At 67.8% G+C, this 11,805-nt stretch carries 14 protein-coding genes and 1 other RNA gene; 10 read left to right on the plus strand and 5 right to left on the minus strand.

Annotation, left to right across the window (positions count from 1 at the left end):
• Nucleotides 1-286: 286 nt before the first annotated feature.
• Nucleotides 287-877 carry a GTP cyclohydrolase I FolE gene (folE, locus tag AC07NC_RS15230; protein ID WP_008264053.1) on the plus strand — a complete coding sequence of 197 codons (591 nt, stop codon included), beginning with the start codon at nt 287-289 and terminating at the stop codon, nt 875-877.
• A 54-nt stretch (nt 878-931) separates the two neighbouring features.
• Nucleotides 932-2,089: an acyltransferase family protein gene (locus AC07NC_RS15235; RefSeq protein ID WP_494570027.1), complete on the plus strand. Its 1,158-nt coding sequence runs from the start codon at nt 932-934 to the stop codon at nt 2,087-2,089.
• A gap of 4 nt (nt 2,090-2,093) precedes the next feature.
• Here the strand turns inward: AC07NC_RS15235 and AC07NC_RS15240 are convergent, their stop codons facing one another.
• From AC07NC_RS15240 to ffs, 3 genes are all read right to left on the minus strand, one after another.
• Entirely contained in the window at nt 2,094-3,956 is a 1,863-nt protein-coding gene (locus AC07NC_RS15240; RefSeq protein WP_494570028.1) for a DNA polymerase III subunit gamma/tau, read from the minus strand.
• Nucleotides 3,957-4,052: 96 nt separating this feature from the next.
• On the minus strand, nt 4,053-4,355 hold the full coding sequence (locus tag AC07NC_RS15245; protein ID WP_494570029.1) for a hypothetical protein: 303 nt from the start codon (nt 4,353-4,355) through the stop codon (nt 4,053-4,055).
• Between the two features lie 215 nt (nt 4,356-4,570).
• Nucleotides 4,571-4,666: signal recognition particle sRNA small type (ffs, locus tag AC07NC_RS15250), an RNA gene on the minus strand.
• 49 nt (nt 4,667-4,715) lie between these two features.
• Here ffs and nudC point away from each other — a divergent pair.
• Nucleotides 4,716-5,636, plus strand: coding sequence for an NAD(+) diphosphatase (gene nudC, locus AC07NC_RS15255; RefSeq protein WP_494570030.1), 921 nt, complete (start codon nt 4,716-4,718; stop codon nt 5,634-5,636).
• Nucleotides 5,637-5,690: 54 nt separating this feature from the next.
• On the opposite strand, the gene AC07NC_RS15260 is transcribed toward nudC, so the two are convergent.
• The gene (locus AC07NC_RS15260) at nt 5,691-6,413 is read right to left on the minus strand and encodes a 3-deoxy-manno-octulosonate cytidylyltransferase (protein ID WP_083793394.1); all 723 of its coding nucleotides are present in this window, start codon (nt 6,411-6,413) and stop codon (nt 5,691-5,693) included.
• Between the two features lie 159 nt (nt 6,414-6,572).
• Here AC07NC_RS15260 and AC07NC_RS15265 point away from each other — a divergent pair, with 159 nt between their 5' ends.
• Nucleotides 6,573-7,292 carry a c-type cytochrome gene (locus AC07NC_RS15265; protein ID WP_008260941.1) on the plus strand — a complete coding sequence of 240 codons (720 nt, stop codon included), beginning with the start codon at nt 6,573-6,575 and terminating at the stop codon, nt 7,290-7,292.
• 83 nt (nt 7,293-7,375) lie between these two features.
• Here the strand turns inward: AC07NC_RS15265 and AC07NC_RS15270 are convergent, their stop codons facing one another.
• A complete protein-coding gene (locus tag AC07NC_RS15270) occupies nt 7,376-7,990 on the minus strand; it encodes a malonic semialdehyde reductase (protein WP_494570031.1) in 615 nt (204 codons plus the stop codon).
• A gap of 165 nt (nt 7,991-8,155) precedes the next feature.
• Here AC07NC_RS15270 and AC07NC_RS15275 point away from each other — a divergent pair, with 165 nt between their 5' ends.
• The 6 genes from AC07NC_RS15275 to AC07NC_RS15300 all read left to right on the plus strand — a co-directional run bounded on the left by AC07NC_RS15275 (nt 8,156) and on the right by AC07NC_RS15300 (nt 11,775).
• The gene (locus AC07NC_RS15275) at nt 8,156-8,485 is read left to right on the plus strand and encodes a YbaB/EbfC family nucleoid-associated protein (protein WP_494570032.1); all 330 of its coding nucleotides are present in this window, start codon (nt 8,156-8,158) and stop codon (nt 8,483-8,485) included.
• On the plus strand, nt 8,485-9,102 hold the full coding sequence (recR, locus tag AC07NC_RS15280) for a recombination mediator RecR (RefSeq protein WP_494570033.1): 618 nt from the start codon (nt 8,485-8,487) through the stop codon (nt 9,100-9,102). The genes AC07NC_RS15275 and recR overlap by 1 nt, the downstream gene beginning before the upstream one ends.
• 51 nt (nt 9,103-9,153) lie before the next feature.
• Complete coding sequence (locus tag AC07NC_RS15285) at nt 9,154-10,368, plus strand: DNA recombination protein RmuC (protein WP_494570034.1); 1,215 nt, start codon at nt 9,154-9,156, stop codon at nt 10,366-10,368.
• 84 nt (nt 10,369-10,452) lie between these two features.
• Nucleotides 10,453-10,911 carry a hypothetical protein gene (locus AC07NC_RS15290; RefSeq protein WP_494570035.1) on the plus strand — a complete coding sequence of 153 codons (459 nt, stop codon included), beginning with the start codon at nt 10,453-10,455 and terminating at the stop codon, nt 10,909-10,911.
• 10 nt (nt 10,912-10,921) lie between these two features.
• On the plus strand, nt 10,922-11,125 hold the full coding sequence (locus AC07NC_RS15295) for a helix-turn-helix transcriptional regulator (RefSeq protein WP_008259774.1): 204 nt from the start codon (nt 10,922-10,924) through the stop codon (nt 11,123-11,125).
• A complete protein-coding gene (locus AC07NC_RS15300; protein ID WP_494570036.1) occupies nt 11,122-11,775 on the plus strand; it encodes a hypothetical protein in 654 nt (217 codons plus the stop codon). Before AC07NC_RS15295 ends, AC07NC_RS15300 begins: the two co-directional genes overlap by 4 nt.
• The last annotated feature ends 30 nt before the right edge of the window (nt 11,776-11,805 follow it).

The raw sequence follows: 11,805 nt of genomic DNA on the forward strand, positions 1-11,805 counted from the left end.
GACATCGGGATCAAGTGGCGCTCGGACTATATCTCGGGCGTGGTGCGGCGCGAGGACGGCTTCGTCGTCCTGATCGACCTGCCTCGACTGCTGTCCAGCACCGACACCGTCTCTCTGGCGTCCTTCCCCGACGTCGATCGCGCGGCCTGACGGCCGCCGGCCGGTCAGGCGGCTCGGATACTCAGACCACGTTTCCAGGTCCCCGGGGGTCCAAATCGGTCGCCGCAGCGTAATGGACGGGAAGAAGGATTTTCTTTCTCGGCTCTGCTTCGCTAATAGGCCCGCAATGACTGATGCGCCCCCGACCGCCTCCCGACTGACCCAGGCCGACGCCGAGGCCGCCGTCCGCACCCTGATCGAATGGGCGGGCGACGATCCCGACCGCGAGGGCTTGCTGGAAACCCCGGCGCGGGTGGCGCGCAGCTATCGCGAGCTGTTTTCGGGCTACGAGGTCGACCCCCTGTCCTATCTGGAGAAGACCTTCGAGGAGACGGGCGGTTACGACCAGCTGGTCGTGCTGAAGGACATCCGGTTCGTCAGCTTCTGCGAGCACCATATGCTGCCGGTCGTGGGCAAGGCCCATGTCGCCTATCTGCCGACCGACCGCGTGGTCGGCATTTCCAAACTGGCGCGCGTGGTGCGCGGCTTCGCCCGACGCCTGCAGATCCAGGAGAAGATGACGGCCGAGATCGCCGAGGCCATCCAGACCGTCCTGAAGCCCCAGGGCGTGGGCGTGGTCATCGAGGCCGAGCACAGCTGCATGACCTTGCGCGGCGTCAACGCCCCCGGCGCCAGTCTGTCGACCAGCCACCTGATCGGCGTGGTCCGCGACGATCCCCGCACCCGCGAGGAGTTCCTGCGCCTCGTGCGCGGCTAGAGGTCCCTCTACGGCCCGGCTCTTGCGAGATCGGGGTCATAGGAGGCGTTCGCCGTGCCCTGGAGCCTGATTTCGACCCGAAACGAGACAACCCCGATCGCCCGTGGCGGCTGGCTGGACGCGCTGCGTTTCATTGTGGCCTTCCTGATCATCCTGCATCACTTCCAGGGAGCCGGGCCGGTTCCTCTGGCCGAGGCCGTGCATCCGGTGTTCTCGCGTGGCGGCTTCCTGCTGACCAACTTCTTCCTGATCGATTCCGGCTATGTGCTGATGCGGGTCTATGGGGCCGCAGTGGGCCAGGGCCGGATGTCGGCGGGCGACTTCGTGCTGAAGCGGGTCCTTCGCGTGGTCCCCGCTCATCTGATCATGGGGCTGTCGCTGGTCGCCCTGGTGTTGCTCGGTGCGGCGGCGGGGGCGGCGCCGCGCAATCCGGAATGGTTCCGCTGGGACCAGCTGCCGGCCCAGTTGCTGCTGTTGCAGTCCTATGGCGTGCCCGGCGGCCTGGGCTGGAACGCCCCGACCTGGTCGATCTCGGCCCTGATCGGCTGCTATCTGTGCTTTCCCTGGATCCTGCGCGGGTTGACGCGCCTTGGGCCCTGGGGCGCGCTGGCCCTGGGCGTCGCCGCCTATCTGACCGCCAACCAGCTGTGCTGGAGCCTGCTGGGCTATCCGGTCTATCAGATGCCGATGGGCTACGGCTTCATGCGCGCCCTGCCGCTGTTCTTTCTGGGCATGAGCCTGGCCTGGTTCGCCCAGAAGATCTGGATCGACCCCCGTCTGGCCGGCTGGGTCGGCGTCGCCGCCTTCCTCGGCCTGGCGCTCGCTCAGGCCTTCGGCAAGAACGCCCTGATCTCCCTGGCGATGATCTCACTGATCATTCTGGCCGCCGGCGCCGTGCCGGTGCGTCGTCCGTCGAAATGGGTGGAGACCGCCGCCATGGTCTCCTTCTCGATGTTCATCTCGAATGAGATCGTCCGCATCGCCTGGTTCGGGGTGGTCAATGCGGCTGCGGCCCGCTTCGCCCTGTCGGCGCCCGTGCAGTGGGCGCTCTGGGGCGGCGGCGTGCTGGCGGCGGTCGCCTTCGCCTTCGCCTTCCATTTCGCGATCGACGACCGGATCCAGTCGCGGATCCGGTCCTGGCTGAAGCGCCGCCGTGGCGGACGTCGAACGACCCCGGTGGAAGCAGGGCCTGTGGTCTCGCTCGAGGGATAGGCCGTCAGTCCTCGTCGTCGTCCTCGGGCGCGTCGGGGATTTCCGGCGTGACGACGGCGGGGGCGATGGTCTTGATCTCGCCCAGCTTGGCGCCGGGGAAGGCCAGAAGCACCGCCTTGATGAAGGGGTCGGCCTCGACCTTCTCGCGCTCGGCGGCCCGCTCCTTCTTCTGACGCTCGATCAGGGTCTCGCCGCCGCCCTGGCCGTTGGCGGCGATCAGCCAGGTGCGGCCGGTCCATTCCCGCAGCCGCCCGGCCAGGCGCCGCGCCAGTTCGACCGGCGCGCCCTCGACGCTTTCATAGACGATGGCGCCGGGCTTGAACGAGACCGGCTTGACGAACCGCTCGACGTCCATCTGCAGACCGACTTCGCGTTTCTCGCCGATCAGGGCGACCACCTGCTCGAAGGTCTGCGGGTCGGGCAGGGCCGGGGCCATGACCGGACGCGCGGCCAGCTGGGCCGATGTCCCTCCGCCTCCGCCGCCCCCGCCGCCGCCACGTGGCGCGGAACCGCCGCCGAACGGTTCGCCGGACTGAAGTCGTTTCAGCGCCTCCTCGGGTCCCGGCAGGTCGGCGGCGTAGGCCAGGCGGACAATGGCCATCTCGACCGCATCGGCCGGATTGGGCGCGCGGCGCACCTCGTCCAGCGCCTTCAGCAGCATCTGCCAGGTGCGCGACAGGGTTGCGGCCGGAATGGCGGCGCCCAGAGCGGCCAGCTTCTGCGCCTGGTCATTGGGCAGTCGGGTCGCGTTCGGACCCAGCATCTTGGCCACCGAGGCGGCGTGGCAGTGTTCCAGGAGGTCGTTGGTCACCTGCACCGGATCGGCGCCGAAGCCGTACAGGGTGCGGAAATTCTCCAGGGCCTCGGGCGTGCGGCCGGCCATGACGGATTCGAACAGGGCGATGGTCTGGCTGCGGTCGGCCAGGCCCAGCATGTCGCGGACCGTCTCGGTCTTGACCATCTCGCCGCGCTCGGCCTGGACCAGGGCCTGGTCCAGCAGGGACAGGCCGTCGCGCACCGAGCCTTCGGCCGCGCGCGAGATCAGGGCCAGGGCGTCCTGTTCGATCTTCATGCCTTCGCGCTCGGCGATCCGGCCCAGGTGGCCGATCAGGATCTCGGGCTCGACCCGACGCAGGTCGAATCTCTGGCAGCGGCTTAGGATCGTCACCGGCACCTTGCGGATCTCGGTGGTGGCGAAGATGAATTTGGCGTGGGGCGGCGGCTCCTCCAGCGTCTTCAGCAGGGCGTTGAACGCCTGCGTCGACAGCATGTGGACCTCATCCAGCACATAGACCTTGTAGCGGGCCTCGACCGGCGCATACCGGACGCTCTCCAGGATGTCGCGGATGTCGTTGACGCCGGTGTGGGAGGCGGCGTCCATCTCCATCACGTCCATATGCTGGCCGGCCATGATGGCGGCGTCGTGCCGGCCGTGGGCGGTCAGGGTCAGGGACGGCCGGTCGATGGTCTCCGTCTCGTTGTTCAGGGCGCGGGCCAGCAGACGGGCGGTGGTCGTCTTGCCGACGCCGCGGACCCCGGTCAGCATGAAGGCGTGGGCGATCCGGCCGGTCGAGAAGGCGTTGGTCAGGGTGCGGACCATCGCCTCCTGCCCGATCAGGTCCTCGAAGGTGCGCGGCCGGTATTTGCGCGCCAGCACCTGATAGGCGGACCCGTCGTCGGCATGGGCCTCGACGCCGGCGTGGGCCTGGTCGGAGGGGGGCGCGGGGGCGGTCACGGCTGGGGGCGGTGCGACGGGCTCGGGCGTGGAGGCGGGCGCACCGAACATGTCGTCGGTGTTTTCGTCGCGCGCGAGGACCTCGTCCTCTTCCCAGGGCGGGCCGTCGAGATTCGTGTCGCTGTCCGTCATGGGCGAAGTCTTACAGCGGGTCAGGTCTGCAGCGAAGCGGGCGTTCACCGAAAAAGCCGGAATATCCCGGATCGAAAACGCAGCGTGAGCGCGTGATCACGCAGGCAGGTCCACCAGTCGGACGTGCCTGTATCCTCGCCCTTTCAAGTCTTTAACGATTCCAACGACGTCCATGTACCTATTGGACGCTTCCGGCTCGACGTAGATCGGATTTTTAAGGTCGAGCCCGAACTCGTAGAGGCGGCGACCGATCTCATTCGAAGGCGTTTGTGACGCCTGTTGTCCCGTCCATGTCGAAATCTCGACTGTGCCGTCGGGGTTGATATCGATCTGGGCGCCGTTTGTCTGAAGGGCGTTCTCGTAACATCCCATCGTTCGGTACGGCTTGAACTCGGTCAACTGCTGGCGCTGTTCTGCGGGCGCCGATCCGCATGCGCACAACGACAACAGTCCCAGAAGCCATACGGGTTTCATAAGGCGACGTTCGCAGAAGTTGTGCTTTTCTACAATCGCATTGCCTCAACAGAGCTGGTCACAGCTAGCTACGGAGACGAGGCGCAATAGCGCTCGGGTAGCGAGCCGCCGCGTCGTGACGCGATAGCGCAAAAAAGAATGAAGTAGAGACCGCGCGACCCGAAGGGGAATTCGTTGTGGCTGCTGCCTTCCGGCCCTGACCAGGTTGGCGAAGCCTTCGCCCGCGCGATCTCCGAGAGGGGATATGACGGGTGCGGCGAACGGAATCAAGGGTTACAAGGCCGCATGGCTCATCAGAACATCTTCGCCGGCAATCCCCTGGATCGGGCCGGCGACCTGCGCAACGATTCCGAATGGCTGGCCGAGCAGGAGGCCAATCCCGAAGCCCAGTCGATGGTGCTGTGGGAGGGGCGGCCGCTGGTCGAGGAGACGGCCGGGGGGCCGCGCCTGGCCTGGCTGTCGCTGAAACACGCGCGCGACATGGTTCCGGACCGCGATGTCTTCCTGGGTCTGTGGGCCGGGGCGCCGGTGTTCGCCATCGAGTTCGAAGGCTCGATCGATCCGGCCGAAGGGCCGGTGAGGGGATTGGGCGCCTTCCACGAGATGCGCGGCGCGGCGGCCATGCTGCCGGCGCAGGACGCGGCCATGGCGGGCGGGGCCAAGAGCCTGTTCGACTGGCGGCGCAAACATGGTTTCTGCGCCAACTGCGGCACGCTGAGCGAGACGACATCGGGCGGGTGGAAACGACGTTGCCCGGCCTGCGGGACCGAACATTTCCCGCGCGTGGACCCGGTCACCATCATGCTGCCGGTCTACAAGGGCGGGCCTGAGCCGATCTGTCTGCTGGGCCGCCAGGCGGCCTGGCCTGTCGGGCGGATGTCGGCCCTGGCCGGCTTCCTGGAGCCCGGCGAATCCATCGAGGAGGCCTGCGCCCGCGAGGTGAAGGAGGAGGCCGGCCTGACCGTGGTCGCCACGGCCTACCACTCCAGCCAGCCCTGGCCCTTCCCGTCGCAACTGATGATCGGCCTGATCGCCGAGGTGTCGGACGACCAGGCCCGGCCGGATCAGACCGAGCTGGAATCGGTGGCCTGGCTGACGCGGGCCGAGGCGCGGGCGGTGATCGCCGGCGAGCATCCGACCATCCAGGCCCCGCCGCCCTTCGCCATCGCTCACAGCCTGATCAAGGCCTGGGCGGAGGAGGCCTGATCTCCCTCCCCTTCATGGGGGGCGATCGCGCAGCGATCAGGGGAGGGAGATTCGTCAGGCCAGCGCTCGCGCCGCCTCCAGGTCCGCCGGATTGTCGACGGACAGGGGGGCTTCGTCGATGACGGCGGCCCAGATCTGCATGCCCATCTCCAGCGCCCGCAGCTGTTCCAGCTTCTCGCGCTTCTCCAGCGGCGACGGGGGCGCGGCGCAGAAGCGGTTCAGGGCTGCGCGGCGATAGCCGTAGACGCCGATGTGACGCCAGATGGGGGCGTCGCCATACAGGGTCGAGCGGGTGAAATAGAGGGCGCGGCCCTGGCGCTCGTTCTCGCCCAGGGCCAGGATCGCCTTGACCACGTCGGGATTGGTCCGGTCCGACAGATCGGCCTCGATTGCGACCAGGGTGGCGATGTCGCAGCTCGGCTCGCCGTGCAGAATGGCGGCGCAGGCCGTGGCCAGGCCCGGGTCGGCGAAGGGCATGTCGCCCTGGACGTTGATCACGGCGTCGAAATCGCCTTCCGGGTCGATGGCGTCGACGGCGGCGCGGATGCGGTCCGAGCCCGAGGGCAGGTCGGGATCGGTTAGAATGGCGCGGCCGCCGATGGCCTCGATAGCTGCGACGATCTCGGGATCGCCCGCGGCGACCGCGACCGGCAGGCCCGAGGCCTCGGCCTGCTGATAGGCCCGCACGATCATGGGTTTGCCGCCGATATCGGCCAGAGGCTTGTTCGGCAGACGGGTCGCCGCCATGCGAGCGGGTATCAATATCAACGGATTCATGAGTCTACTCGGAGCCTGCCTGGATCAGCCGCCGCTGTTGGAGCGTTCGCGCCGGTTGCGAACCCCGCGCTACCGTGTAAGACCTGATCAGGCAAGGAAGGCTTCGCTGCGTAAGACGGCGGAGGTGGGAAACCTTAGGGACGGGATGAGACGACGCGCATGAGCGGCGATCTGAAATGGAACAAGATATTCGGTGCGGCCCTGGGGACGGCGTTCGTCATCCTGGTCGTGCAACAGGCGTCGGGCCTGATCTATCATTCCGCGCCGCCGGAAAAGATGGGGTATTTCGTCGATGCGCCCGATGAGGCCGCCGGCGCTGAACAGGCCGAGCTGCCGCCGGATTGGGGCACGGTCCTGCCGGCCGCCGATCTGGCCGCCGGCGAGGCCGCGTTCGCGCGCTGCCAGGCCTGCCACAATGCGGCGCAGGGCGGGGCCGACGGCATCGGCCCGAACCTGTTTGGCGTGGTCGGCGGCCCGGTCATGCACCGGGCGGGCTTCGCCTATTCGGACGCCATGGCCAAGCACAAGGCCGAGGCGCCGACCTGGGGCTATGACGAACTGAACAGCTTCATCACCGCTCCGGCTCGCTATGTGCCGGGCACCAAGATGTCCTTCGCCGGCATTCGCGATACGCAGACGCGGATCAATCTGATCGCCTGGCTGCGGAACCAGGGCTCGGGCGGCTTCGCCATTCCGGCGCCCGATCCGGCCCGTCAGCCCGGCGCGACGGCCCCGGCCGAAGGAGAAGCGGCGCCTGCCGAGGGCGCGCCTGCGACCGAGGCGACCGGCGAAACCCCGGCTGTCGGCGCTGCCCCCACGACACAGCAGACCCCGGCGGCTCCGCCCGCTGCGACCAGCGCAGCGCCGCCGAACACCTGAGATCGACCTCGCATGGTCGGAATTGAAGCGGGGCGGCCTTTGCAGGCCGCCCCGTCGTCTTTTTGGGCCCTGATCGCGGGTGGTCAGAGAATCTTCGCCGCCTGCTCGAACGACAGGCGCGGCGAGCGCGGGAAAAGGTTCTCTTCCGTGCCGTAGCCGAGGTTGAGGATGTAGTTCGGCTCGACATTGCTGTCGGGGAAGAATTCCGCCTTCACGGCGGCGGCGTCGAAGCCGGACATGGGGCCGACGTCCAGGCCCAGGGCCCGGGCGGCGATGGTCAGATATCCGCCCTGAAGCGAGGCGTTGCGGAAGGCGCTCTCGCGACGTCCGGCCTCATCGGCGAACCAGGCCTTGGCCCCCGGCGCGTGCGGGAACAGGGCGTCCAGATGCTCGTGGAAGTCGATGTCCTGGGCGATGATCAGGTTCACCGGCGCCTGCTGCGTCTTGGCGCGATTGCCCTCGCTCATCAGCGGGATCAGGCGCGCCTTGGCCTCGGGCGAGGTGACGAAGACGAACCGGGCGGGGCTGGCGTTGACGGCCGTGGGGCCGAACTTGGTCAGGTCGTACAGTTTGTGCAGCAGTTCCGGCGCGACCGGGCGGTCGCTCCAGGCGTTGCGGGTGCGCGCCTCGGTGAAGAGTTGCGACAGGGCGGCGTCCGACAGCGGGGCGTCGCGTTGGGTGGCGGCATCATAGGCCATGGGAAGGCGTCCTGATCATGAAAAGCAACAAGTGCAGGTGCTGATTTAGTCGCTTCAGCAACTGTTTCAAGTGCAAATCAGGCAATCCATCGTTTCCAAGGGGACGCACGTCATCCGGGCGAAACACCCCTGTCGCACCGGCCGGCTTCGTCTTATCTAGGGGGCATGAAAGACCTTACCCAACTGATGCAGCAGGCCCAGGCGATGCAGCAAAAGCTGCAGGACGCCCAGGCGAAGATGGCCGAAACCTCCGCCGAGGGCTCCTCGGGCGGCGGCCTTGTGACCGTGGCCCTGAAGGGCGCCGGCGAGATCACCGCGATCAAGATCGACGACAGCCTGCTGTCGTCCGGCGAGGGCGAGATCCTGGCGGACCTGATCGTGGCGGCCCACGCCGACGCCAAGCGCAAGCTGGACGAGGTCAACAACGCCCTGATGCGCGAGGCCGCAGGCCCGATGGCCGGGATGAATATTCCCGGAATGCCGAAACTGTTCTGATGGCCGCTTCCGCCGGGCCGGAGATCGAGCGGCTCATCTCCCTTCTCGCCAAACTGCCAGGGCTCGGCCCGCGCTCGGCCCGGCGCGCGGCCCTGGCCCTGCTGAAGCGGCGCGAGCAATTGCTTGTGCCGCTGGCGGCGTCGCTGGCCGAGACGGCCGAGAAGGTGGTGTCCTGCTCGGTCTGCGGCGCGCCCGACACGCGCGACCCCTGCGCCATCTGTTCGGACGGATCGCGCGACAACGGCCTGATCTGCGTGGTCGAGGAGGCCGGCGCCCTGTGGGCCATGGAGCGGTCCGGCGCCTTCCGCGGCAAATATCATGTGCTGGGCGGCCTGCTGTCGGCCCTCGACGGGGTCGGCCCCGAACATCTGCGCATCGCCGAACTGGTCGGCCGGGTCAGACACCAGAACGAGGGGGGCGGCGCGGTGCGCGAGGTCGTCCTGGCCCTGCCCGCCACCGTCGACGGCCAGACCACCGCCCATTATGTCGCCGAACGCATCTCGAGCTCCGACGTCCAGGTCACCTCCCTGGCGCGCGGCGTGCCGGTGGGCGGCGAGCTGGACTGGCTGGACGACGGCACCATTGTTCAAGCCATGCGGGCGCGAAGGCCGGCGTAAAGACGCCGCTGGCGGCTTTTCCGGGAAGGCGACTCCCGCTAGGAACGGAGCATGAACATGCTCGCGCTGATCCTCGCCGTCCTCGCCGCCGCCTTGGGGGGCGGTTTCCTGTGGGCCTTCATGGGGTGGCAAAAAGCACAGGGGGCGCTGTCGGCGGCCCTGGCGCGCATTGATCTGGTCGAGGAGAGCCGGGTCACCATGGGCGAACTGCTGAAGGCCCAGGCGGCCCAGTCGGCCCAGGTGGTGGCGGACCAGATGGTCAGTCGCGCGACCGAGACCTTCCGCGCCCAGGACCAGCTGGCGCGCGAGCGGATGGCGGCCCAGCTGAAGCCGGTGGCCGACACCCTGACGAAGTTTCAGGAACATGTGGCGGCGCTGGAAAAGACCCGGGCCGAGGAGACTGGCGGTCTCAAGGAACAGCTGACCCAGTTGATGGCCGCCTCGTCGGCGACGCGGGACGAGGCCCGCAAACTGACCGAGGCCCTGCGCGGCAACACCGGCCGGCGCGGTCGCTGGGGCGAACAGACCTGCCGCAACGTGCTGGAGGCCGCCGGCATGGCCGGCCGGTTCGACTTCACCGAACAGACCTCCAGCGCCGATGACGAGGGGCGGCAGAACCGCCCCGACTTCCTGGTGCGGCTGCCCGGCGGCGGTCTGTTCGTGATCGACGCCAAGGTCCCCCTGGCCTTTGACGACGAGGAGGGCGACGAGGAGGCGCGCGCCCGTTCGGTCGGCCTGCGCATCGCCGCCAGCCTGAAGACCCATGTGCGCCAGCTGTCGTCCAAGGCCTATCAGGACCAGTTCAAGCCAAGCCCCGATTTCGTCGTTCTGTTCGTGCCGGGCGACAGCTTCCTGGCCTCCGCCCTGGACCATGCGCCGGACCTGTTGTCCGACGCGATGGAGTCGCGGGTCGTGATCGCCACCCCTTCGACCCTGTTCGCCCTGTGCAAGGCCGTCGCCTACGGCTGGCGGGCCGAGGAACAGGCGGCCAACGCCGACAAGGTCGCCGCCCTGGGGCGCGAACTCTACAAACGGCTGTCGGTCATGGGCGGCCACGCCTCGGCGGTGGGGCGGGCGCTGGATCAGGCGGTCGGCAAGTACAACCAGTTCGTCGGCTCGCTGGAGAGCCAGGTCATGGTCTCGGCCCGCCGTTTCGAGGATCTGCAGGTGGATCACGAGGGCAAGGAAATTCCTGCGCTTGCTCAGGTCGAAACCCAGCCGCGCACCATCACCCGGCCGGAGTTGACGGCGCCGACAGACAACTGAGCTTGTCTCTTTGACAAGGGTGCTTGACAGCGCGCCAAGCCTCGTGAGACAAGCATCCTTGTCATAAGGACAAGGAGCATTGTCATGGCCAAAGGCCTCTGGAAACTCATCGCCCTGTCGCTGGCCGGCGTGCTGGCGGTCATGGTGATCGTTGTCATCTCGGCGGTCGTCTTCGTCTTCGCCTCAAACCGCGGCTTGGTCGAGGAGGACACAGCCTTGCTGGCGGTCATCGGCGTCATGGCGGTGCTGATGATGGCCTTGGCGCTCTGGCTCGGTTTCGCCTGGATGGTTCGCATCGACGAGGCCGCGCGCGAGGCGCACAAGGCGGCCTGGTATTACGGCGGGTCCATCGGCTTGGCCGTGGGCGGCGTCTTCGTCATCCTGGCCACCGCGCCGCCGGCTGAGCGGTTTGTGATCGCTTCTCCCTTCGACGGTCGGACCGACCCCGCCGCCTACGCCGCGACCGGCGCCCTGGGCATGATGGCGCTGATGCTGATCGGTTACGCCGTGGTCTGGGGCTGGTGGTGGCTGGCGCGCCGGTGAGGGCTGAACCATGAACAACCGTCTCAAGGTGCTGCGGGCCGAACGCGACTGGTCTCAGGCCCATCTCGCCGAACTGCTGGGCGTCTCGCGACAGACCGTCAATGCGCTGGAGACCGGTCGCTACGACCCGTCCCTGCCGCTGGCCTTCAAGATCGCCCGCATCTTCGATCAACCGATCGAGTCCATTTTCTCGGAAGAGGAGAACAACGGATGACCGCTTCATCCCCCAAAAACGCTCGCCTGCCGCGTCGTCTGCTGGTCGGCTTCGGCTTCGGCGCGGTCATGGGGGCCGTCGGCTATGTCTTCGGCCGAACGGTCCTGCCCCAGCTGATTGGGCCGGACGCCCTGGACGGCCTGAACCTGCGATGGTCAGACGCCCTGGCGGCCTTGACCGGCATCGCCCTGATTATCGGCGCCGGTGCGGTCATGGTCATCAGTCTGGACCCGCGTCGTCTGGCCCGGATGTATCATCTGGAAGAACCCGCCTCGCCCGAGGAGGTCGGTCAGGCCCGCTTCCAGGCGGCGGTCCTTGGCTTCTCCGGCTTCATCCTGCTGCTGCCCCTGGCCTTCGCTCTGGCGGGACTGGCCGGCGGCCTGGCGATGGGCCTGATCATTCTGCTGTTCGCCCTTCATACGGTGCTGAACATCAGGATGTGGCGCGGCGTCGATGAACTGCTGCGCCGCACCACCCTGGAGGCCGCCACCGCGACCTTCTTCCTGGGACAGGGGCTGCTGTTCCTGTGGGCGGCAGCCGAGCGGCTCAGCCTGCTGCCGCCGCTCACCGCCTGGGACGCCTACGCCGTCCTGATGACCCTCTACCTGTTCGTCTCCGCCGTCGTGTCCGCCCGTCGTGGGCTCGCCTAAACCCCAACATTTCCACATCTTTTCAACCGA

The organism is Brevundimonas sp. GW821-FHT10A07, assembly GCF_059415785.1.

What these genes read in the sequence shown, in the direction of transcription:
- folE (WP_008264053.1), top strand. Translation starts at nt 287, where the DNA reads ATGACTGATGCGCCCCCGACCGCCTCCCGACTGACCCAGGCCGACGCC.
- AC07NC_RS15240 (WP_494570028.1), bottom strand. Translation starts at nt 3,956, where the DNA reads ATGACGGACAGCGACACGAATCTCGACGGCCCGCCCTGGGAAGAGGAC.
- nudC (WP_494570030.1), top strand. Translation starts at nt 4,716, where the DNA reads ATGGCTCATCAGAACATCTTCGCCGGCAATCCCCTGGATCGGGCCGGC.
- AC07NC_RS15260 (WP_083793394.1), bottom strand. Translation starts at nt 6,413, where the DNA reads ATGAATCCGTTGATATTGATACCCGCTCGCATGGCGGCGACCCGTCTG.
- AC07NC_RS15265 (WP_008260941.1), top strand. Translation starts at nt 6,573, where the DNA reads ATGAGCGGCGATCTGAAATGGAACAAGATATTCGGTGCGGCCCTGGGG.
- AC07NC_RS15270 (WP_494570031.1), bottom strand. Translation starts at nt 7,990, where the DNA reads ATGGCCTATGATGCCGCCACCCAACGCGACGCCCCGCTGTCGGACGCC.
- AC07NC_RS15275 (WP_494570032.1), top strand. Translation starts at nt 8,156, where the DNA reads ATGAAAGACCTTACCCAACTGATGCAGCAGGCCCAGGCGATGCAGCAA.
- recR (WP_494570033.1), top strand. Translation starts at nt 8,485, where the DNA reads ATGGCCGCTTCCGCCGGGCCGGAGATCGAGCGGCTCATCTCCCTTCTC.
- AC07NC_RS15285 (WP_494570034.1), top strand. Translation starts at nt 9,154, where the DNA reads ATGAACATGCTCGCGCTGATCCTCGCCGTCCTCGCCGCCGCCTTGGGG.
- AC07NC_RS15290 (WP_494570035.1), top strand. Translation starts at nt 10,453, where the DNA reads ATGGCCAAAGGCCTCTGGAAACTCATCGCCCTGTCGCTGGCCGGCGTG.
- AC07NC_RS15295 (WP_008259774.1), top strand. Translation starts at nt 10,922, where the DNA reads ATGAACAACCGTCTCAAGGTGCTGCGGGCCGAACGCGACTGGTCTCAG.
- AC07NC_RS15300 (WP_494570036.1), top strand. Translation starts at nt 11,122, where the DNA reads ATGACCGCTTCATCCCCCAAAAACGCTCGCCTGCCGCGTCGTCTGCTG.